We start from the raw sequence: 20,419 nt of genomic DNA on the forward strand, positions 1-20,419 counted from the left end.
CTTCAGCTGAGGTTTTCCAGGGTTTGCGTGTCCCAGCGGTGAGTGTTGATGGCCAGGTAGAGCATGCCAATCGTCAGTGGCACCTTAGCGCCACGCCCTTTGGCGCGGTGTTTCAGGAACACATCGAACGCTGGCGGTTGGAAGTAACGATAAGCGTCGTAGTCGCCCAGGTCGACCGCAAAATCCTTCTCCAACGCCTCCATGAATTGCGTAGCCTCGGCGCGGTCGCAGCCAAGGTCGAAGTTGATTGAGGTGTCGAGGCGAAGGGTCTTGTGTTTCGGCAGGCCGATTTCTTCGTGCAGCAATTGCAGCAGCTGCTGCATGGCGGGGTCTTCGGGGAAGTTGGGGGCCAGGTTCATGGTGGGGGCACGCAGGAGTGGGTGAGGGGGAGGGTTACGTTTTAGTCGGTATTTGTTGCGGGTGATGAAGAGTGCCAAGCCTATCAAGAATACGAAGATAGGGAGGAAGGGCATGCTGAGGGTTACTGCCACGTAGGGTAATCAGAACGCCAATGCCAGGCCGGCTACGAGGCATGTGACTGCAAGGCGTTTTCTCAGAATAGCGTCAGTGATTGGGTAATGCAGTACCAGGTAAAAACCCAAGAAACAGGCGATTTGCAGGACAGTATTCATGACGCTTGAAATCTCCTTGCTTCGAGTGCCTGTGTGTTCCAGCGTTTGGCTTTGACGGCGTGGTAGAGCATGCCAAGGGTGAGCGGGATGTTGCCTTTGCTGCCTCTGTCCACCCGTCGGTAGCGCACTTCGTTTGCCGAAGTACCTGCGCCTCACCAACAGAGGTTTGCCAACGCGTGCTTGTGGGTGGGTAAAACGGTAAGGCGAATCCACCGTGAAGGTGACGCCGTAGTGGCCGATGTATTGAGTCCTTTCGAGGTGCACGGATTTTTTGCCGGGACAGTGGAGAGGGCGCTAGTTTCGGTCATGCGCAGGCGAGTTACGTAGAGGGTGGCGCAGGTGTTTTGAGCAGTTTAGGACGAGGACTACGCTGTATTTAGCGGCTTCCTACAGGGCTTTCCGGCGTTTTCGGTTTGACAGTGATTTTTTGGTCAACACCCATTCAATGTGGGAGTCGGGCTCGCCCGCGATGGCGCTGTGTCAGGTGCAGAAATATAGCCTGATATACCGCCATCGCAGGCAAGCCCGCTTCCGCAGGTTTAGCTCAGTGGCTGGCCTGGTGATGGTTGGTTATCGGCTGCCGGTTGCAGTTGAACGTGTTGCGCGGCTTCCAGCAGATCACAGCCATCCTGCACGAGCAGGTACAAGGCATTAATGATGTGGGAAATATCGTCGAGGTCCGCGTGTTCGTAGGTCAGGCAGGTGAAGGTTTCCAGTAAGTCGCTGGCAGCGCGGATGCGCTGGTGTGCGGCGCTCTGGATGTCCTCGGCGGTGGCTTCGGTGTCGATGACGAGAGGGTGGGTGTCGGTGAAGTTGGTGCGTAGCTGACGATAGCGATCCATCGTTTCAGGTATTTGCATTTGAAGGTGCTCGGTTTGCTGTTAGGTAACCGACATCATCGTGGCCAAACGGTGGGTGGCGGACTGTGCGCGGGTTGGCCAGCCGGAAACAGCACTCCGACACGTCCGAAGACGTCCCACACACAGCCGCCATAGCAGTGCATTACGAGACGATAGACGTTCGTAAGGCAGCTAGTGGCACTTATGTGTGCTGTTTTCGAGTGACCAAACCCGATCGCTGAATTGGCAGCGATGGGCCAAACCTTAGAAGTGAGCGTTCTTTCGAGCAATAAACAGATGGTTTAACCGGTGGTGATTCGATCAAGCACTGACCGGCACACTGATACACCGCTCAAAAATCGCTTCCAGCCCCCGATAGTCACACGCCACCGCATCGATGTTCGCCGGTACCCACGCCGCGTGTTTCACCAGCCACCAGTTCACCGAGAACCCCGCATTCACGATGATCTGTTCGAACAAAATCCGCTGCGCCCGGCCGTTGCCTTCGCGAAAGGGGTGGATGACGTTGAGGTCGCCATACGCCTCGGCAATCAAAGGCACGAGCTCAGCCTGGGGAGCACCGACATACCAATTAGCCTGTTGCATATGCCGGATGATTTTCGCTGCTTCCGGCGGGATGCGTTCCGGCGTGCAGAACAGCGTTTCACCTTTCTGGATGTTGACGCTGCGCAGCTCGCCAGCCCAATCGTAGATGTCGCCGAACAGGGTGCGGTGTATGTGTTGTAGCCGGCTGAGATCGTAGGGCGGTGGGTAGAGCGGGAGGCTGCCTACAGCGATTTCAGATAATTCGCGCTCGGCTTGATGGAGGCGTGATGCGTCGCGCAAATCGAGGCGGTTACGCAGGATGCTGCTATCGGGATAGCAGTATGGGTCCTGGCCCACCCCGTATTTGTCGAGCATCAGTGTGGCGTTTTGCGGTACTTGGCAAGAACGGCTTCGCGGGTCGGCAAGGGCTTGTCGACATCGGCCGGTTGGGTGTCGAACCCCTCCAGGCGCAAGCTGGCCAGATAATTGGAACGGCGGATCTTGTGGTAGTGATCCTGTTTTTGCTCAAACGTCGGTTCGCTCATTGCAGCGTACTCCTGGGTCGCAATGTTCAATTGTAGCGCAATGCTTGCGGGCGCAGGCGAGATAAAAACCACGTCACATTCCGCATAAAAAAACCGCCAACCCATCGAATTCAGCGTATGTTGCACCGCAAAATCGTGTCGGGCGATTCCGCCCACTACTTAAAGGGAGTTAAGCATGGGTTTGCTTCGTGTCGCCTCGGCGATGTCATTGTGTGCGGTGGCTTTTTCGATCCAGGCCGAGCAGTTGCCGATCGAGGTGCTAAGTGCGGTGGTCAAGGACCAGAAAATCGCCGACGCCGAAGTGCTGCTGCAACGTAACGGCGCACAAAACGTGGTGGGCCGCACCAACGCGCAAGGCCAGGTGACCCTCACCAGCGAAGCCGCCGATGACGCCAGCAATCTGCTGATCATCAAGAAGCCCGGCTATTCCAACCTGGTGGTGAAGTGCCCGTGCAAAGGCATGACGTACGCCATCAGCCCGGTGATGGAAAACCTCGATGGCCTGCGCGTCGTGCTGACCTGGGGTAAAACCCCGGAAGACCTCGACTCTCACATGATTTTCCCGGGCAACAACATCTTCTTCGGCAACCAGAAAGGCACCGACGCCGAGCTGGATGTGGATGACACCGACAGCTATGGCCCGGAAACCATCACCCTGCAGAAAAAGCACTACGGCGAAAGCTACGTCTACGCCGTGCATGACTTCACCAACAGCGGCAATCCAGGCTCGCGCCAGTTGTCCAACAGTGAGGCCAAGGTGTTTGTGTACATGGGGCAATCCCTGGTGCGCACTTACTACGTGCCGAAGAACCGCAGCGGTAACCTGTGGACCGTGTTCCGCATGACCGGCAGTGGTGACTTCCAGGACATCAACAATTTCAGTGGGGTAACGGTTGATGCCCCGAACGTGCTCAACGAAGTGAAGGGCTTGCTGGATGACAGCGTGGCGGTCACGGCGGTAGCTGTCAGCTCTTCCGCGCAGACCGATGCGAAGCGTCTGAACGTGCAAGGCGAAGCGGCCTACCAGGCCGGTAATCTTGACCAGGCCATTGACCTGTTCCGCCAAGCCATCGACCTCGACAACGGCTTCGGCAAAGCCTACGGCAACCTTGGCCTGGCGTATCAGAAAGCCGGCAACACGGCCGAGTCGATCTGGGCCAACCGTAAGGCGATTGCCCTGGCGACCGGCGCGAATGCAGCGACCGTACGGGCAGGCGCCTACTACAACATTGCGCGGATCTACGAAGCCGCGGGGCAGTTCTCGGATGCCTTGCGTCACTACCAGTTGGCGAAAGAGCAAAAGGCCAATCCGGTGTATGACACGGCGATTGAGCGCGTGCAGAACCGCTGATTCAGCCGTAGTGCAGGTCTAAACGTGTGGGAGCGGGCTTGCCCGCGATGGCGGTGGTTCAGTTGATACGTATGTCGACTGACGCACCGCCATCGCAGGCAAGCCAGCTCCCACATTTGGTTTGTATTCTTCTCACAAAATCGAGTTAACACTCCCACTTCGGCCCTAGGCCATGCCTCAGCCTGTGTATCATCCTGTCTCTTTTTTCCTTGCGACCTTTCTCGATTCGCTGAACACGCTGGTCTATGTTTTGCACTCGTTCAGCGGTCAATGGAGTGACAGCTTATGCACGACACCCTCCAACAGGTCTTTGGTTATCCACAGTTTCGTTTGGGCCAGGAAGCAGCGGTCAGTGCGGTGCTGGCCGGTCGTTCGGCCGCGGCGATCTTCCCCACTGGCTCGGGCAAGTCCCTGTGTTATCAGCTGTCGGCGGTACTGTTGCCGCACCTGACGTTGGTGGTGTCGCCGCTGTTGGCGTTGATGCAGGACCAGTTGGGCTTCTTGAAACGCCACGGCATTTCAGCCGGCAGTATCGATTCGGCGCAGAGCCGCGATGACGCCAATGACGTGATGGCCCGCGCACGCTCGGGCGAGCTGAAAATCCTGATGATTTCCGTGGAGCGTTTGAAGAACGAGCGCTTCCGTCATTTCCTGCAAAGCGTACAGATTTCGCTGCTGGTGGTGGACGAGGCGCACTGTATTTCCGAATGGGGCCATAACTTTCGCCCGGACTATTTGAAGCTGCCGGACTACCAGCGCCAGTTCAATATCCCACAAGCCTTGCTGCTGACGGCCACGGCCACGCCCAAGGTGATTGCCGACATGCAGGCGAAGTTCGCCATTGCACCGCAGGATGTCGTCACCACAGGCTTCTACCGGCCCAACCTCAACCTGCTGGTGGAACCGGTTGCCGGTGCGGACAAACGTCGGCGCCTGGTCGCCTGGATGAGCGAGAGGGCGCATCAGCCGAGTATCGTCTATGTCACGTTGCAGAAAACCGCTGAACAGATTGCCGAGCACCTGAACCGCCATGGCATTCAGGCCGAGGCCTATCACGCCGGCCTGGCCCACGATAAGCGCGAGGGCATCCAGCAGCGCTTTATGGGCGGGCGCTCCAATTGCATCGTTGCCACCATCGCGTTTGGCATGGGCATCGACAAGAGTGACATCCGCAACGTGGTGCATTTCGACCTGCCCAAGTCCATCGAGAACTACAGCCAGGAAATCGGCCGTGCAGGGCGGGATGGTCAGCCGTCCGACTGCCTGGTGTTGGCCAACCGGGACAGCCTGAATGTGCTGGAAAACTTCGTGTACGGCGACACCCCTGAACAGGCGGGCATTTGCCGTGTGCTGGAGGCGTTGCAGGCGGCGCGGGGTGACGGGCAATGGGAGTTCTTGCTGAGGTCGCTGTCGGACCACAGCAACCTGCGCGAGCTGCCGCTCAAGACGCTGCTGGTGCAGTTGGAGCTCAAGGGCGTGATCGCACCGCGCTATGCGTTTTACGCCGAATACCGTTTCAAATACCTGATCGAGCCCGAAGCCTTGTTGGCGCGTTTTTCCGGTGAGCGGCAGCAGTTTGTCGCGGCAATCATCCAGGTGTGCAACCGCGCCAGAACCTGGGCCACCGTGGATTTCGACGCGCTTTACCAGCAGCACAACGCTGAGCGTAGCCGGGTAGTCAAAGCCCTGGATTACTTCCAGGAGCAGGGTTTGATCGAGCTGGAAAGCAAGCAGATGACGGAGGTCTACAGCCTGCTGAACACCGACTTTGATGCGCAGGCATTGAGCGAAGCGTTATACACAGGCTTCAAGCAGCACGAGGTCGCGGAGGTGGCGCGGATTCATGCCATGCTCGACCTTTTTGCGACCGAGCATTGCCTCGGCCAGCGTTTGGCCAAGTACTTTGGCGATGAAAATGCCCCTCTGCAGTGTGGGCATTGTTCGGTGTGCCATGGCCACGTAGCCCACTTGCCTGCACCGCCGAGTTTGCCGCCGCTTGTGGATAAAAACTTTATGGGGCTGTGCGGTGATTTTATCCACAGGCATCATGAACACACCGGGCAGTTGCCGGGTGCGGAGCGGCTGACGCGGTTCCTGGTGGGGATCAGCGTGCCGTTGTTTACCAAGCTGAAGGCGCGGGGGATTCCCGGTTTTGCTGTGCTGGAAGACTACCCCTACGCCGAGGTGCGTGCGTGGGCCGAGGGTCATTTGAATGATCTGTAAATCCACTTTCGTGAGACCTGCACATGCCTGACTCAATGCCCTTGCGCGCCGATTACCGTCACTTCCAACCGATCATCACGCGTTGGCACGACAATGACGTGTATGGCCATGTGAATAACGTCACCTACTACAGCTTCTTCGACACGGCGGTGAATACCTACTTGATCGAACACGGTGGGTTGGACATTCATGACGGTGAGGTGGTGGGGTTTGTGGTGAGTTCGGCGTGCGATTATTTCGCCTCGATCGCCTTTCCAGACCGCATAGAAATCGGCCTGCGGGTGGGCAAGTTGGGCAACAGCTCGGTGCAGTATGAGTTGGCGGTGTTCAAGGCAGGCGAAGAGGAAGCCTGTGCGGCAGGGCGCTTTGTGCATGTGTTTGTGGACCGGGCGTCGAACCAGCCGGTAGCGATTCCGGCGATGCTGCGCGAGGCGTTACAGCGGTTGGTGGCCTGACACTGCCATTGTGCTCAATAGGCCGCAAATGTGGGAGCGGGCTTGCCTGCGATGGCGGCGGGTCAGGTTGAGTCGCATTACCTGACGCTGTGCTATCGCGGGCAAGCCCGCTCCCGCATGGACCTGCAGTGGTGTTCAGACTGCGGGCTTACCGATCACGGTAATGATGTTTGTTCTTGCGATGCCCATAAGCATGGCCGCGGCCGCGATGGTCGTCACGGTCATAACGACGGTTGTCCCGCCCGCGATACCGACGGTCTTCGTCATCGCTCTTGTTGCCCATGTAGTTGCCCAGCGCACCGCCCGCACCACCGCCAGCGGCTGCGCCGATCAGGCTGCCTGTGCTGCCACCCATGCTGCGGCCCACCACGTTGCCACCGGCCGCGCCCAAGGCGCCACCGATAGCGGCTTCGCCACGGCTGCGTTTGTCGGCACCCACCGCACTGCCACCCGCGCCACCCAGGGCTGCGCCGATGGCCGAGCCGGTGTTACCACCCATCTGCTGGCCGACAACTGAACCTAAAACCCCGCCCAATGCGCCGCCCACACCGGCTTCGGTGGTGCCACCGGCCATGGCTGCGCCACTGACCAGGCCAAGGGACAACAAGAGAATCGAGGAGAACTTCATAGAGAAACCTCAGGAGGATGACGGCGCGATCCTGAGGTTGTATCGAGACGCTGACAATCGAAAACCGACCAGTGGTACAGGTTGTATACAATTTTCTAAGTTGCTGTTTTGTATGGGGAACTTAAGCAGTTTTTGCGAGTCTTTAACTACTTCGGAACGGCCGCTTTTATGCAAAAGCGGCCTTTTTTGTGCCTCGCAAAAAGTCGGTGTGGCGGCTCGTCACAACCGGCCCGCACACCACAACACGCCCAATCAGGCCGAGCGCGCCATGATCAAACCGGTCGCGCTGGCCGCCTCCAATCGAATCGCCACAAATTTCGACGTCGGTGTATGGCTGCCATCCCCGGTGCTTTCCAGCGGCACCAGCGGGTTCACTTCCGGGTAATAAGCGGCGGCCTGGCCTGCCGGGATATCGAATGCCAGCAGGGTGAAGCCCTTCACGCGGCGCTCCCGGCCATCTTCCCAAAGCGACACGATGTCGGCTTTCTGCCCCGGTTTGAAGCCCAGGCGGATGATGTCGGCCTCGTTGACGAACAGCACGTCACGCTGGCCCTTGACCCCACGGTAGCGGTCATCCAGGCCATAAATGGTGGTGTTGTACTGATCGTGGGAGCGCATCGATTGCATGATCAGGTCCGGCACCCGGCCCGTGGCATGGGTGCGTTCGTGGATCAGGTCTTTGGGCAACACGTTCGGGCGGAAGTTGGCGCGGCCCGAGGGGGTGTTCCAGCGGCGTGCGCCGGCAGCGTTGCCCAGGTAGAAGCCGCCGGGGTGTTTGATCTTCTCGTTGAAGTCCTTGAAGCCTGGAATGGTGTCGGCGATCAGGTCGCGGATGCGCCCGTAGTCGGCCACCAGCCAGTTCCAGTCCACCGGTTTACTGCCCAGGGTCGCGGCGGCTATGCCCGCGAGGATGGCCGGCTCGGACTTCATCAATTTCGACAGCGGTTGCAGTTGGCCGTTAGAGCCGTGAACCATGCTGAACGAGTCCTCCACGGTGACGGCTTGCGGGCCATCGGCCTGGATATCAATGTCGGTACGCCCCAGGCACGGCAGGATCAGCGCGTCTTTGCCGTGCATCAGGTGGCTGCGGTTGAGCTTGGTGCTGATCTGCACGGTCAGGTCGCAGCTGCGCAGCGCTTCGAAGGTGCGCGGGCTGTCTGGCGTGGCTTGGGCGAAGTTACCGCCCAGGCCGATAAACACCTTGGCGCGACCTTCGAGCATGGCGTGGATGGCTTCCACCACGTTGTGGCCATTGTGGCGGGGCACCTGGAACTGGAAACGACGCTCCAGGGAATCAAGGAATGCCACCGGTGGGCGTTCGTTGATGCCCATGGTGCGGTCGCCCTGCACGTTACTGTGGCCGCGCACCGGGCACAGGCCTGCGCCCGGGCGGCCGATGTTGCCGCGCAGCAGCATCAGGTTGGCGATTTCCTGGATGGTCGGCACCGAGTGGCGGTGCTGGGTGATGCCCATCGCCCAGCACATGATCACGTTCTTGCCTTTGGCGTACATGCGCGCCGCTTGCTCAATCTCAACCAGGGTCAGGCCGGACTGCTCAACGATTTCATCCCACGAGGTGTCGTCGATCTGGCCGAGGTACTCCAGCACATTGGCCGTGTGTTCGTTGAGGAAGTCGTGGTCGAACACGGCTTCTTTGCCTTCGGCCTGGGCCTGGCGTTCCCACAGCAGCAGGAACTTGGCCATGCCGCGCAGGATGGCCATGTCGCCACCCAGCGCCGGGCGGAAGTACGCCGTGTTGGTCGGCTTGTCGCCGTTGGTGAGCATTTCCAGCGGGTGTTGTGGGTGCTGGAAGCGTTCCAGCCCGCGCTCTTTGAGTGGGTTGATGCACACCACCTGGGCACCGCGCTTCACCGCTTCACGCAGCGGTTCGAGCATGCGCGGGTGGTTAGTCCCTGGGTTCTGGCCCCAGACGAAAATCGCATCGGCATGCTCAAAGTCATCAAAGGTCACGGTGCCTTTGCCGACGCCCACGCTTTGCGCCAGGGCCACGCCGCTGGCCTCGTGGCACATGTTCGAGCAATCCGGGAAGTTGTTGGTGCCATAGGCACGTACAAACAGCTGATACAGGTACGCGGCTTCGTTGCTGGCGCGGCCCGAGGTGTAGAACTCGGCCATGTCCGGGCTGGGCAAGGCGTTGAGGTGTTTGCCGACCAGGTCGAATGCCGCTTCCCAACTGATCGGCATATAGCGATCGGTCTCGGCGTCATAGCGCATCGGCTCGGTCAGGCGGCCCTGGTACTCCAGCCAATAGTCGCTTTGCTCCAGCAGCGCAGTGACGCTGTGTTTGGCGAAGAATGCAGCATCCACACGGCGTTTGGTGGCTTCCCAGTTGACCGCCTTGGCGCCGTTTTCGCAGAACTTGACCACCCCGCTTTCTGGCGAGTCGCCCCACGCGCAGCCCGGGCAGTCAAAGCCGCCGTTCTGGTTGGTCTTGAGCATCATGCGCAGGTTTTTCAGCGCGTTGTCGCTGGTCAGCCAGGCCTGCGCCACGCTGATCAGTGCGCCCCAGCCGCCGGCCGGGCCTTTGTAGGGCTTGTAGCGCGGCTTCGGGGTTTCGTCGGCTTGGTGGTGCAGGCTCATGGTTGGTTCTCCATCGCAGGGCTGTAGACCCGCGGCGCACTTTTCTGCGGCAGGTGGATGAGATTGAGGTTGTGGCGGCGGGCCCATTGCACGGCCAGGCCAGTAGGCGACGACAGGCTGACCAGGGTCTGGATGCCCGCGCGCAATACTTTCTGGATCAGTTCAAGGCTGCAGCGGCTGGTCACGATTGCCAGGCTGCCGTCGGTCGAAATCTTTTCGCGGATCAGCGCGCCGATCAGCTTATCGAGGGCGTTATGCCGGCCGATGTCTTCACGGCCCATCAGCAACTCGCCTTGGTTGTTCATAAATACCGCCGCGTGCACGGCGCCGCTGTACTGGCCCAGGGGTTGGAACGCGCTAATGCGCTGGCGCAGGCCGTCGAGCCATTCGGCGGGCGGCAACGGTGCGCCGGGCAACACCTGAAGGTCTGGCAACGCTTGTTCCACTGCCTCCACACCGCACAAACCACAGCCGCTGGTGCCCGCCAATTGGCGGCGCTGCTGCTTGAGGTTCCAGAAGGCACGGCTGGAGATCTGAACCTGGGCGTATTGGGCTGAACCCGAACCGCTGAGCTTCAGATCATAAATGTCGCTAACGTCGGCAATAATGCCGCTGCCGATGCTGAAACCGACGATGAAGTCTTCCAGATCCGTCGGCGTCACCAGCATCACGGCCTGGCTGATGTCGTTATACGCAATCGCTAACGCCACTTCTTCCGCCAAGGCCGTGCTGGCGACTTCAGTGTGTTGCAGGTTGCAAAACTGGTAGCTCTGACTGGCGGCGGGCGCGGGCGTTTCAGGGGCAGGCGCCGCGCAGACTGGGCGCTTGGCTTCCATGGTGCAGTACCACCGGGGGATTGATCAGTGTTTAGACTAGGCGCGACAAAGCGTCGCGTCTAATTGCCAGTACTGATCTACCGATAGATGGCGTCGATCAAGGTTCGATTTGCGATTTTTGAAACAGCGCGAAACAGGCTTCGGCCAAGGCGGACCGGGGCGCGCTGCGGCGCATGATCAGCCCCAGTCGCGCCAGGGTATGCGCATCTTCAATGGGTTGCAGGCGCAGGTGTTCGGTGAGGGCATCGAGGCCACCGTCCAGCGGCATCACGGCGCAGCACAGGCCGCCGTGCACGGCTTGTAACAATTGATGCACCGCATCGGTTTGTAACAACGGCTGTGGGTTGAGCCCGCGGCTGTGGAAGTTGTGGTCGATGGACTGACGAAAGTGCATGCCGCTGGTGAGCATGCCCAGCGGCAATTCGATCAGTGCTTCCCAGCTCAACGGTTTTTCGCCAAAGCTGAAAAAGCGCTGGTCGTAGAGCAGGCCCATGCGGGTTTCGCCCAGCGCCAGCGAGTCGAAGCGCTCGTTGTCGAGGCGCTCCAGATACGACACGCCGAGGTCCAGGCGATTGCTCGCCAGTTGTTCGAGGATTTGTTCGGAGCTTAACGCCGAGAGCTCAAAGCGCAGGTTTGGGTGGGCTTTGTGCAGTTGCTGCATCAATGCCAGCGGATCGAAGCTCGACAGCGGCACCACGCCCAGGCGCAACGTACCCACGAGGTTGCCGCGACAGGCCGCCGCTTCGGCCTGCAAGCCGTCATAGGCCGCCAGCACGGTGCGTGCCCATGCCAGCACGCGCTCGCCCGGCGCGGTGAAGCCTTCAAAGCGTTGGCCACGGTTGACCAGTTGCAAGTCCAGTTCATCTTCGAGGTTGCGCAGGCGCATCGACAGGGTCGGCTGAGTGATATGGCAACGCGCGGCCGCCTGGCCAAAATGCCGGGTTTCGTCGAGGGCGATGAGGAATTTCAACTGTTTGATGTCCATCTTCGCTCCGGGCTTATACCAATGGCGTGGGATTCTAGCGCGTTTGGGTCTTTGGTCGGCTGGAACCCAAGTCTGCGGGATTGGTCTAGTCTTTGGCATCTGGAAATCAAACCCAAGGAGAGCACACCATGAGTCTTTTTAGTTTCGTGAAAGAAGCAGGCGAAAAGCTGATCGATCTGTTGACGCCGGGTAACGCTAACGCCAGCGATGAGTTGAAAAAGCATATCGAAGCAGTAGGGCTGGGTAACCCTAACGTTCACGCCACCGTGGACGGTGACAAGGTGACGATCACGGGTGAAGTCGCCAGCCAGGAAGAGAAAGAAAAAATCCTTCTGGCGGCGGGCAATATTGCCGGTGTAGCCACTGTCGATGACCAGATTACCGTCTCCGGCCCTGTCGTCGCCGCCGCCCGTTTTGTGGTGGTGAAAAAGGGCGACACCCTGAGTGCGATTTCCCTGGCGGTGTATGGCAACGCCAACCAGTACAACAAAATCTTCGAGGCCAACAAGCCGCTGCTCAAAGATGTGAACAAAATTTACCCAGGGCAGACGCTGCGTATTCCTGAGTAACACTCGAAACAAAAAGGTGGGAGCGGGCTTGCTCGCGAATGCGGTGAATCAGTTAACACATCCAGTGGCTGACACACTGCTTTCGCGAGCGACCCCGCTCCCACCTTGATTACAGCCCGACAATGAGGTCCCGGTAATCGTCTACCGCCGCAAACTCCGCAGTATCCTTCGGCCCTTTCTGACTGTCCGGCGCTTTCACCGCAAGCAGATGCCCCACGCCAAAATCCCGGGCACTGCGCAGGATCGGCAAGGTGTCGTCGATAAACAGGCTACGGGCCGGGTCGAAATGGATATCGGCATGCAGGGCATCCCAGAACTGCGGGTTTTCCTTGGGGAAACCGTAGTCGTGAGAGCTGATCAGCCGCTCGAAATACGGCGCCAACTCAATACGTTCCAGTTTCAATGACAGCGAATCACGATGAGCATTGGTGATCAGGATGACGCGTTTGCCGGCCCGTTTGACCGCTGCCAGAAACGTATCCGCATCCGCGCGCAAGGCGATCAGGTGGGCGGTTTCCAGCTTGAGCTCGCGCACCGGGATGTTCAGCTCCGTGCTCCAGAAATCCAGGCAATACCATTGCAACTGTCCGGCGTTACGCTCGAACAGTGGTTGCAACTCCATCTCGGCCATGGCCCGGGTCACGCCGTGCAGCTCGGCATAGCGCTGGGGCAGGTGCTCCATCCAGAAGTGGTTGTCGTAATGCAGGTCAAGCAAGGTGCCGTCCATGTCCAGCAGGACGGTGTCGATGGCGTGCCAGGGCAAAGAGGGCATGGGGCGATCTCATGTAAGTAAAGATATCCGACACAAACAATCGGAAAAGCCACGGTATAGTAACCCGATCACGCCAAGGAGCCGCTTATGCGCCAGAAACCCACCGTACTCGCCCGCGAAATAGTCGCCAGTAGCCGTTTGTTCCGCGTGGAGGAAGTGCAACTGCGCTTTTCCAATGGCGTCGAACGAACCTACGAGCGCCTCGTAGGCCGCGGTGCCGGCTACGGCGCGGTGATGATCGTGGCGATGATCGACGAGGACCATGCGTTACTGGTGGAAGAATACTGTGGCGGTACTGACGAATATGAGTTGTCGTTACCCAAGGGCTTGATCGAACCCGGCGAAGACGTGCTGGCGGCAGCCGACCGCGAACTCAAGGAAGAAGCCGGCTATGGCGCGCGACAGTTGGAGCACATTACCGAGCTGTCGTTGTCGCCTGGCTATATGAGCCAGAAAATCCAGGTGGTGCTGGCCACTGAACTGTACGAAGAGCGCCTCGAAGGCGATGAGCCCGAGCCGATGCGTGTGGACCGGGTCAACCTGCGCGAGTTGTCGCAGCTGGCGCAACACGAGCAGTTCAGCGAAGGCCGTGCCCTGGCGGCACTGTATCTGGTACGAGACCTGTTGACCCAGCGTGGAGCGTTTACCGCATGAGCGAACTGTTTTTAGGGCACCCGTATATTGCCCCTGTGATTGAGCTGGCTCGCCAGGCGGGTGAAGTGATTCTGCCGTTCTGGCGCGCCGATGTGGCGGTCACCGCCAAGTCGGATGATTCGCCGGTGACGGCGGCAGACCTGGCCGCTCACCATCTGATCCTGGCGGGCCTTACCGCACTCGATCCGAGCATCCCGGTGCTGTCCGAAGAAGATGCTGATATCGACCAGAGCGTGCGTGCCGGCTGGCAGCGCTGGTGGTTGGTGGACCCGCTGGATGGCACCAAGGAGTTTATCTCCGGCAGCGAAGAGTTCACCGTCAACATTGCGTTGATCGAGCAAGGCCGTGTGGTGTTCGGTGTGGTGTCGATGCCGACCAGTGGCCGTTGCTACTTCGGTGGCGCCGGGCTGGGTGCGTGGCGTTCCGATGTGAATGACGCGCCCAAGCAGATTCAGGTGCGTGAAGCACCGGCGGCGGGCGAGTCCTTTACCGTGGTTGCCAGCCGGCGCCATTCCAGCCCTGAACAGGAACGCCTGCTCGACGGTTTGAGTGAAGGGCTTGGCGCATTGAAACTGGCGAATATCGGCAGCTCGCTGAAGTTCTGCCTGTTGGCCGAAGGCAGTGCCGATTGCTACCCGCGCCTGGCGCCGACGTCGCAATGGGACACTGCTGCAGCCCAGGGCGTGCTGGAAGGCGCCGGGGGCGAGGTGCTGGAATTGAGCGGCGAGCCGTTCAGCTATCCGGCACGGGCTTCATTGTTGAACCCATTCTTCTTGGCGCTGCCGGCGAAGGCTGCGTGGCGCGAGCGATTGCTGACCCTGGCTCGTTCTTAAGGCCCCTAAAAAAATCAAAATGTGGGAGCTGGCAAGCCAGTTCCCACATTGGTTTTTGTGTGGTGGCTATCAGCGGTGCAAGACGTATTGGCCGGAGAAGGTCACGGCTCGTTCTTCACTGCGTTCATTGACGATCCACGTCTCCAGCGTCAACCGCGCCCGGCCGTAGCGCTTGTACGTCGCCAAAAACCGCTTCCACACCTTATCTTCCGGCGCCGGGCACACCACGGTCGCATCCCGCGTGACCGGCAGCGGATAACTGATCTGCCCTTCCTGAATCACGATATGCCCGTCTTCAATGCCTGCTTCGCGCAGTTTCAAGTGCAGCCAACCCCAACCCGCCAGCACGGCGCCGCAATAGAGGCTGCCGCCAAACATCGTGCTCTTGTGGTTGATATTGGCCTGCAAGGGCAGGTGCAGTTGCAGTTGGTCGTGCTGCCAGTCGAGCACCTTGAGGCCCATCTCCCGGGTGAGGGGGATGTCGTGATGAAGGATCGATTCCAGGTAACGGCTGTCGCGGCTCATGGCGGCCTCTTGGGCAGTGGGCAGGGTCATTCGTCGTCAGCGTTATGGCTGGCGCTGTCGGCGAAGTTCAGGCCGTGTTTGCGCAGTTTGTCGTGCAGGGTCTTGCGCGGCACGCCCAGGGCTTCGGCCAGGCTGCGCACCGAACTGTGCGGGCGGGTCAGTTCGGCGGCAATCAGGCTTTTTTCGAACTGTTCGACCTGTTCGCTCAAGCCCCCGGGTGTGGAGGTGAGGACACCGGCGGCGGGATTATCCGCCGTGGCATCCAGGGCCAACTCCAGCCCCAAGGCAAAGCGCTCCGCCGCATTTTGCAGTTCGCGCACATTGCCCGGCCAGCTGTGACGCAACAGCAGCGCCCGCTGGCCCGGTTGCAGCTCGTGCAGCGGCAGGCCGTGGCGGCTGCTGGCTTCGTCGGCAAAGTGCTGGAACAACATCAGCGCATCTTCACCGCGTTCGCGCAGCGGCGGAATGCGCAGCGGCGCGACGTTGAGGCGGTAATACAAGTCGGCCCGGAAACGACCCTGATCGGCCGCCTGGCGCAGGTCTTCCTTGGTGGCCGCGATAATGCGGATATCCAACGGGATCAACTGATTGCCGCCCAGGCGCTCAACCACGCGCTCCTGCAACAGGCGCAGCAGTTTGACCTGCACATCCAGGCTCATGCTTTCGATTTCATCGAGGAACAGCGTGCCGCCGTTGGCGAATTCGAACTTGCCGATACGGCGTTTCTGCGCGCCGGTAAAAGCGCCGGGCTCGTGGCCAAACAGTTCGCTTTCGACCACTGACTCGGCCAGGGCACCGGCGTTGATCGCCACAAACGGCCCGCTACGCCGGCTCGACAGGTCGTGCAGCGCGCGCGCCACAACTTCTTTGCCGGCCCCGGTCTCACCGAGGATCAGCACATCGGCACGCGTGGCGGCGAGGGCACCGATCTGCTCGCGCAGGCGCAGCATTTGCGGCGAGTGCCCGACCAGTCGCGTACTCAGCTGCTGGCGATCACTGAGGGCCAGGCGCAGGCTGCGGTTGTCCAGCACCAGGCGGCGCAGGGCCAGGGCGCGGCGCACGCTGTCGAGCAGGGCGTCGCTGGCGAACGGCTTTTCGAGAAAATCATAGGCCCCGGCGCGCATGGCTTGCACCGCCAGCGGTACATCACCGTGGCCGGTAATCAACAACACTGGCAGTTCAGGGTCCTGGCCGTGCAGTTCGGCGAGCAGCTCCAGGCCGTCCATGCCGGGCATGCGGATATCGCTGACCACCACGCCCGGCCAGTCGCGGGACAGGCGCGCGGTGAGGCCGGTGGCTTCGCCCAGGGTCAGGACTTTCAGCCCGGCCAGGTCCAGGGTCTGGCACAGGGCCTGACGCAGGTGGGGATCGTCGTCGATCAGCACCACCTGAATCTGGTTATCGATACTCATACACTGCGGTCCTCGGACGGTTGCAGACTGACGCCCGGCGAGCCGGCACGCAATTTCAAGGTTAACAGTGCGCCGCCTTCCTTGTGGTTGGCGAACAGCAGTTCACCGCCAAAGGCACGCATCAAGGTGTCACAGATCGCCAGGCCCAACCCCAGGCCCTGGGTGCGGGTCTTGGTGGTGTAGAACGGTTCACTCGCGCGGCCCAGGGCTTCCATGCAAAAGCCCGGGCCATTGTCGCGAATGTACAGGTTGACGCCCTGTTCGGTGGTTTGGGCACTCAACCAGAGTTTGCGCGGCGGGCCTTTTTCGGTCAGGGCGTCGAGGGCGTTGGCGAGCAGATTGCCGAGGACCTGGCGCAGGCGCGTTTCCCCGGCTTGCACCCAGAGGGTGGCTTCCGGCAAGTCACGGATCAGCTCGACCTCCATCGACCGCCGCCGTTTGGCCAACAACGCCAACGCGTCATCGAGTGCCGGCTGCAAGGCCACGCTTTCCGGTGCGTGCCGGTCGCGTCGGGCGAACGCGCGCAGGTGCGCGATGATCGAAGCCATGCGCCCCGTCAGTTCACTGATCAGCTTGAGGTTGCCCCGTGCGTCGTTGGTGCGTTCATGGTCGAGCAGGATCTCGGCGTTTTCCGCGTAGCTGCGAATCGCCGCCAGCGGCTGATTGAGTTCGTGGCTGATACTCGCCGACATGGTCCCCAGCGCTGACAGTTTACCGGCCTGCACCAGGTCATCCTGGGCGCGTACCAGTTCCTGCTGGGCGTGCTCACGCTCCAGCACTTCCTGTTTGAGGCGCCGGTTCAGGCCTTCCAGGTCGCTGGTGCGCTCCACCACACGGGCTTCCAGCTCGCGTCGGGCCTTGGCTTCGAACGCGATGCGCTCCAGGTAATGGCGACGGCGTTGCATCAGCAAACCCAGCAACAGCATCAACACCAGTAACGTGGCGCCACCGACCGCCACCACGGTACGCACCGGGCGATTGATCAATGAGCGCGGCGCGAGAATTTCCACGGTCCATCCGGTTTCGGCAATAGCCGTGGATTGGCGCAGCCACGCCGTGGTACTCAGCGCCAGCGGCTGCGGGTCGCGCGTCGGGTAAGGCTGGATGGCAATGATCGCCTGGCGTTCCTCGGCGGTCAGTGGGCGGGTGGCGCGGAATCGCCATTGCGGGCGCGAGGTGAGGATCACCACGCCGTTGTGGTCGGTCACCAGCAGTTGTTCTGGGGTGTTGCCCCACAGGCTTTCGGTGTGGTCCAGGTCAACCTTGACCACCAGCACGCCGATGATTGTATCGCCATCGCGAACGGCGGCAGCGAAGAAGTAGCCGCGCTTGGCCGAGGTGGTGCCGAGGCCGAAAAACCGCCCGAGGTGCCCGGCCATGGCTTCGCTGAAATAGGGGCGAAACGAGAAGTTGCGGCCGACAAAGCTGTCCTGTTTATCCCAGTTGGAGGCGGCGAGGGTTTTGCCGGTGGTGTCCATCAGGTACATCACTTCCGCACCGGCCTGGGCGGCGACGTCCTTGAGCAACTGGTTGGCGTTGGCCAAGTTGGTGCTGACATGGGGCGCATCCAGCGCGGTACGCAGGGCGGGCAGGTCACCGAGGATTTGCGGCAGCACTTCATAGCGGTGCAGGGTGCCGAGCAGGTTGGCGACGTACAGATCGAGGGTCTGGCGGTTTTGCCCGGCCAGTTCACTGCGGTAATAACGCTCGGCCAGGTGTTCCAGCGGCCACAGCAGCGGCGCCAGGCACAACGCCAACAACGCGAGGCTGCGCCAGCGGGGTCTTCGCGGAAGGGGTGGTGTCATGGGAGTCATGCGCCTGTGGGTACAGGCGCATTATGCCTAGGGCTGTCGTGCAAGACACTCGCCGGTCAAGGAAACACGTCGGCCTCTGCCAGGAACTTGCCGTTTTGATCCTTGGCCGACAAGGTCGGAGCCCCGTCCAGCAGCCAGTTAATGTTGAGTTGCGGGTCGTCCCAACGGATACAACGCTCTGCAGAAGGCGTGTAGTAATCCGTGGTTTTGTAGAGGAACTCGGCGTAGTCGCTGAGCACTACAAAACCATGCGCAAACCCGGGTGGAATCCACAGCTGGCGGTTGTTTTCGGCGGACAAGCGCACGCTGGTCCATTTGCCGAAATCAGGCGAACTGCGGCGGATATCCACCGCCACGTCCAGGACCTCACCGGCAGTCACACGGACCAGTTTCCCCTGCGTATTTTCGATCTGATAGTGCAAGCCGCGCAGCACGCCCTTTTGCGAACGGGAGTGGTTGTCCTGCACGAAGTCCAACTGCAGGCCGGTGGCTTGAGCAAAAGCCTTGGCGTTGAAGCTTTCATAAAAAAAGCCGCGCTCATCGCCAAACACCTTCGGTTCGAGGATCAACACATCGGGCAGCTCAGTCGCGATTACATTCATTGGGTTTGCCTCGCCGAGGTGAACAGGTCGTGTGATCAGATCCTTACGCGATCAGATCTTTTGGGTCGGTATTGCTGAGTCGCTCACCTTGATAGCTGCCGTCCTGGACCCTGCGGCACCAGTCGAGGTTATCGAGGTACCACTGCACGGTCTTGCGCAGGCCGGTTTCAAACGTTTCTTCAGGGACCCAGCCCAGGTCGGCTTCGATCTTGCTCGCATCGATCGCGTAGCGCTGGTCGTGGCCCGGGCGGTCCTTGACGAAGGTGATCAGGTCGGCGAATTTTTCTACGCCGGCAGGGCGTTGTGGCGCCAGTTCTTCCAGCAGGCCACAGATGCCGCGTACCACGTCGATGTTCTTCTGCTCGTTGTGGCCGCCGATGTTGTAGGTCTCGCCGACTTCACCCTCGGTGACGACTTTGAGCAGTGCCCGCGCGTGATCTTCGACGAACAGCCAGTCGCGCACCTGCAAACCGTCGCCATAGACCGGCAGCGGCTTGCCGGCGAGGGCATTGAGGATGACCAGCGGGATCAACTTCTCGGGGAAGTGGAACGGCCCGTAGTTGTTCGAGCAGTTGGTCAGCAGCACCGGCAGGCCATAGGTACGCTGCCAGGCGCGGACCAGGTGGTCGGAGGCGGCTTTGCTGGCCGAATACGGCGAGCTTGGCGCGTAAGGGGTGGTTTCGGTGAACAGGTCGTCCACGCCGTGGAGGTCGCCATACACTTCGTCGGTGGAAATGTGGTGGAAGCGGAACGCGCTCTTGGCCGGTTCGGCCAGCGTTTGCCAATAGGCGCGAGTGGCTTCCAGCAGGCTGTAGGTGCCGACGATGTTGGTCTGGATAAAGTCCGACGGGCCGTCAATGGAACGGTCGACGTGCGACTCGGCTGCCAGGTGCATGATCGCCTGTGGCTCAAAGCGTGCCAGCACGGCGCTGACGGTGGCCTGGTCGATGATATCGGCTTGCACGAACTCATAGCGGCTGTTGGACGCGATGCTGGTCAGCGACTCCAGGTTGCCGGCATAGGTGAGTTTGTCGAGATTGAGCACTTCGTGCTCAGTGTGTTGAATCAGGTGGCGAATCAGTGCAGAACCGATAAACCCGGCACCGCCGGTGATGAGAATGCGCATGTCAGAGAGCCTTTTCCTTAGACGGTCATTTAGCGAGAGCATAGCTTGAGTTGTGAGGCCGGGCGGTGCAAGCGTGGTGTGTGCTGGGGGTTGCCATACGGACCGGGTCAGTGGCGATATAGACGCTCAAAAAAACCGCGGTCGTCACATGTTGCTCGCCACGTTGATCCATCGCGCCAATCTGCCCTGACCGCCAGTCGCTCCTGAGCAGACTGCCCAACGGCTTGAGCACCACGGCTCTTACCTGGGCCTGGCGTGAGTGCGTGACCGGCACACCCTGGAACCTGCTACAGCAGAAACCGCGTTGTTGTGTGATCGTCTGCGAGGGTTGGGTATGTTCATGCAGCCGACGGGCGATTACCCCAACATCCTGAAGACCAAGCCACCGACGGTGACCTCTAAACGCAGTGTGGACTTCTTTGTCGACATGCTGTCGAAGGCGCTGGACGAGCAACTGTAATTAATCGATTG

General features: G+C 60.4%; 20 protein-coding genes and 1 pseudogene. 7 read left to right on the plus strand and 14 right to left on the minus strand.

The genetic code is table 11. The features are described from left to right. Positions 1 to 2: 2 nt before the first annotated feature. From A7D21_RS30205 to A7D21_RS35595, 4 genes are all read right to left on the minus strand, one after another. Positions 3 to 359 (minus strand): DUF1493 family protein, encoded by a 357-nt coding sequence (locus tag A7D21_RS30205; protein WP_069553444.1) that lies wholly within the window; start codon positions 357 to 359, stop codon positions 3 to 5. Between the two features lie 812 nt (positions 360 to 1,171). Beyond that, on the minus strand, positions 1,172 to 1,492 hold the full coding sequence (locus A7D21_RS30210; RefSeq protein ID WP_069553445.1) for a hypothetical protein: 321 nt from the start codon (positions 1,490 to 1,492) through the stop codon (positions 1,172 to 1,174). Positions 1,493 to 1,792: 300 nt separating this feature from the next. Further along, the gene (locus A7D21_RS30215; RefSeq protein ID WP_069553446.1) at positions 1,793 to 2,392 is read right to left on the minus strand and encodes a putative adenosine monophosphate-protein transferase Fic; all 600 of its coding nucleotides are present in this window, start codon (positions 2,390 to 2,392) and stop codon (positions 1,793 to 1,795) included. Beyond that, on the minus strand, positions 2,392 to 2,562 hold the full coding sequence (locus tag A7D21_RS35595; protein ID WP_096236773.1) for a YhfG family protein: 171 nt from the start codon (positions 2,560 to 2,562) through the stop codon (positions 2,392 to 2,394). The genes A7D21_RS30215 and A7D21_RS35595 overlap by 1 nt, the downstream gene beginning before the upstream one ends. 175 nt (positions 2,563 to 2,737) lie before the next feature. Between A7D21_RS35595 and A7D21_RS30220 the strand changes: the two genes are divergently transcribed. From A7D21_RS30220 to A7D21_RS30230, 3 genes are all read left to right on the plus strand, one after another. After that, positions 2,738 to 3,913: a tetratricopeptide repeat protein gene (locus A7D21_RS30220; RefSeq protein ID WP_069553447.1), complete on the plus strand. Its 1,176-nt coding sequence runs from the start codon at positions 2,738 to 2,740 to the stop codon at positions 3,911 to 3,913. A gap of 285 nt (positions 3,914 to 4,198) precedes the next feature. Beyond that, on the plus strand, positions 4,199 to 6,136 hold the full coding sequence (locus A7D21_RS30225; RefSeq protein WP_069553448.1) for an ATP-dependent DNA helicase RecQ: 1,938 nt from the start codon (positions 4,199 to 4,201) through the stop codon (positions 6,134 to 6,136). Between the two features lie 23 nt (positions 6,137 to 6,159). Further along, entirely contained in the window at positions 6,160 to 6,591 is a 432-nt protein-coding gene (locus A7D21_RS30230; protein ID WP_069553449.1) for a thioesterase family protein, read from the plus strand. Between the two features lie 148 nt (positions 6,592 to 6,739). Here A7D21_RS30230 and A7D21_RS30235 read toward each other — a convergent pair whose 3' ends face one another. From A7D21_RS30235 to A7D21_RS30250, 4 genes are all read right to left on the minus strand, one after another. After that, entirely contained in the window at positions 6,740 to 7,219 is a 480-nt protein-coding gene (locus tag A7D21_RS30235; RefSeq protein WP_064450207.1) for a glycine zipper domain-containing protein, read from the minus strand. Positions 7,220 to 7,471: 252 nt separating this feature from the next. Then, positions 7,472 to 9,820 carry an FdhF/YdeP family oxidoreductase gene (locus tag A7D21_RS30240; protein ID WP_069553450.1) on the minus strand — a complete coding sequence of 783 codons (2,349 nt, stop codon included), beginning with the start codon at positions 9,818 to 9,820 and terminating at the stop codon, positions 7,472 to 7,474. Beyond that, entirely contained in the window at positions 9,817 to 10,656 is an 840-nt protein-coding gene (gene fdhD, locus A7D21_RS30245) for a formate dehydrogenase accessory sulfurtransferase FdhD (protein ID WP_053253807.1), read from the minus strand. The genes A7D21_RS30240 and fdhD overlap by 4 nt, the downstream gene beginning before the upstream one ends. Before the next feature lie 97 nt (positions 10,657 to 10,753). Beyond that, positions 10,754 to 11,641, minus strand: coding sequence for a LysR family transcriptional regulator (locus A7D21_RS30250; protein WP_053253808.1), 888 nt, complete (start codon positions 11,639 to 11,641; stop codon positions 10,754 to 10,756). A 128-nt stretch (positions 11,642 to 11,769) separates the two neighbouring features. On the opposite strand from A7D21_RS30250, the gene lysM reads away from it, so the two are divergent. Beyond that, positions 11,770 to 12,210 (plus strand): peptidoglycan-binding protein LysM, encoded by a 441-nt coding sequence (lysM, locus tag A7D21_RS30255; protein ID WP_053253809.1) that lies wholly within the window; start codon positions 11,770 to 11,772, stop codon positions 12,208 to 12,210. 109 nt (positions 12,211 to 12,319) lie between these two features. Here lysM and yrfG read toward each other — a convergent pair whose 3' ends face one another. Beyond that, positions 12,320 to 12,982 (minus strand): GMP/IMP nucleotidase, encoded by a 663-nt coding sequence (gene yrfG, locus A7D21_RS30260; protein WP_053253810.1) that lies wholly within the window; start codon positions 12,980 to 12,982, stop codon positions 12,320 to 12,322. Positions 12,983 to 13,069: 87 nt separating this feature from the next. Here yrfG and nudE point away from each other — a divergent pair, with 87 nt between their 5' ends. Both nudE and cysQ read left to right on the plus strand, forming a co-directional pair. After that, a complete protein-coding gene (nudE, locus tag A7D21_RS30265) occupies positions 13,070 to 13,636 on the plus strand; it encodes an ADP compounds hydrolase NudE (RefSeq protein WP_053253811.1) in 567 nt (188 codons plus the stop codon). After that, on the plus strand, positions 13,633 to 14,469 hold the full coding sequence (cysQ, locus tag A7D21_RS30270) for a 3'(2'),5'-bisphosphate nucleotidase CysQ (RefSeq protein WP_053253812.1): 837 nt from the start codon (positions 13,633 to 13,635) through the stop codon (positions 14,467 to 14,469). The genes nudE and cysQ overlap by 4 nt, the downstream gene beginning before the upstream one ends. Before the next feature lie 69 nt (positions 14,470 to 14,538). On the opposite strand, the gene A7D21_RS30275 is transcribed toward cysQ, so the two are convergent. The 5 genes from A7D21_RS30275 to rfbB all read right to left on the minus strand — a co-directional run bounded on the left by A7D21_RS30275 (position 14,539) and on the right by rfbB (position 19,948). Next, on the minus strand, positions 14,539 to 14,994 hold the full coding sequence (locus A7D21_RS30275) for a thioesterase domain-containing protein (RefSeq protein WP_069553451.1): 456 nt from the start codon (positions 14,992 to 14,994) through the stop codon (positions 14,539 to 14,541). A gap of 26 nt (positions 14,995 to 15,020) precedes the next feature. Then, positions 15,021 to 16,406, minus strand: coding sequence for a sigma-54 dependent transcriptional regulator (locus A7D21_RS30280; RefSeq protein ID WP_053253814.1), 1,386 nt, complete (start codon positions 16,404 to 16,406; stop codon positions 15,021 to 15,023). Continuing rightward, entirely contained in the window at positions 16,403 to 18,211 is a 1,809-nt protein-coding gene (locus A7D21_RS30285; RefSeq protein WP_069553452.1) for an ATP-binding protein, read from the minus strand. Before A7D21_RS30285 ends, A7D21_RS30280 begins: the two co-directional genes overlap by 4 nt. A gap of 65 nt (positions 18,212 to 18,276) precedes the next feature. After that, entirely contained in the window at positions 18,277 to 18,822 is a 546-nt protein-coding gene (gene rfbC / locus A7D21_RS30290; RefSeq protein WP_069553453.1) for a dTDP-4-dehydrorhamnose 3,5-epimerase, read from the minus strand. A gap of 43 nt (positions 18,823 to 18,865) precedes the next feature. Beyond that, positions 18,866 to 19,948 carry a dTDP-glucose 4,6-dehydratase gene (rfbB, locus tag A7D21_RS30295; protein WP_069553454.1) on the minus strand — a complete coding sequence of 361 codons (1,083 nt, stop codon included), beginning with the start codon at positions 19,946 to 19,948 and terminating at the stop codon, positions 18,866 to 18,868. Positions 19,949 to 20,180: 232 nt separating this feature from the next. Here rfbB and A7D21_RS34845 point away from each other — a divergent pair. Then, positions 20,181 to 20,408 (plus strand): annotated as a pseudogene (locus A7D21_RS34845) (hypothetical protein); the annotation flags it as partial. Positions 20,409 to 20,419 lie beyond the last annotated feature (11 nt).

Source organism: Pseudomonas sp. AP19 (genome assembly GCF_001728855.1).
In the GTDB taxonomy this organism is placed as follows: domain Bacteria; phylum Pseudomonadota; class Gammaproteobacteria; order Pseudomonadales; family Pseudomonadaceae; genus Aquipseudomonas; species Aquipseudomonas fluorescens.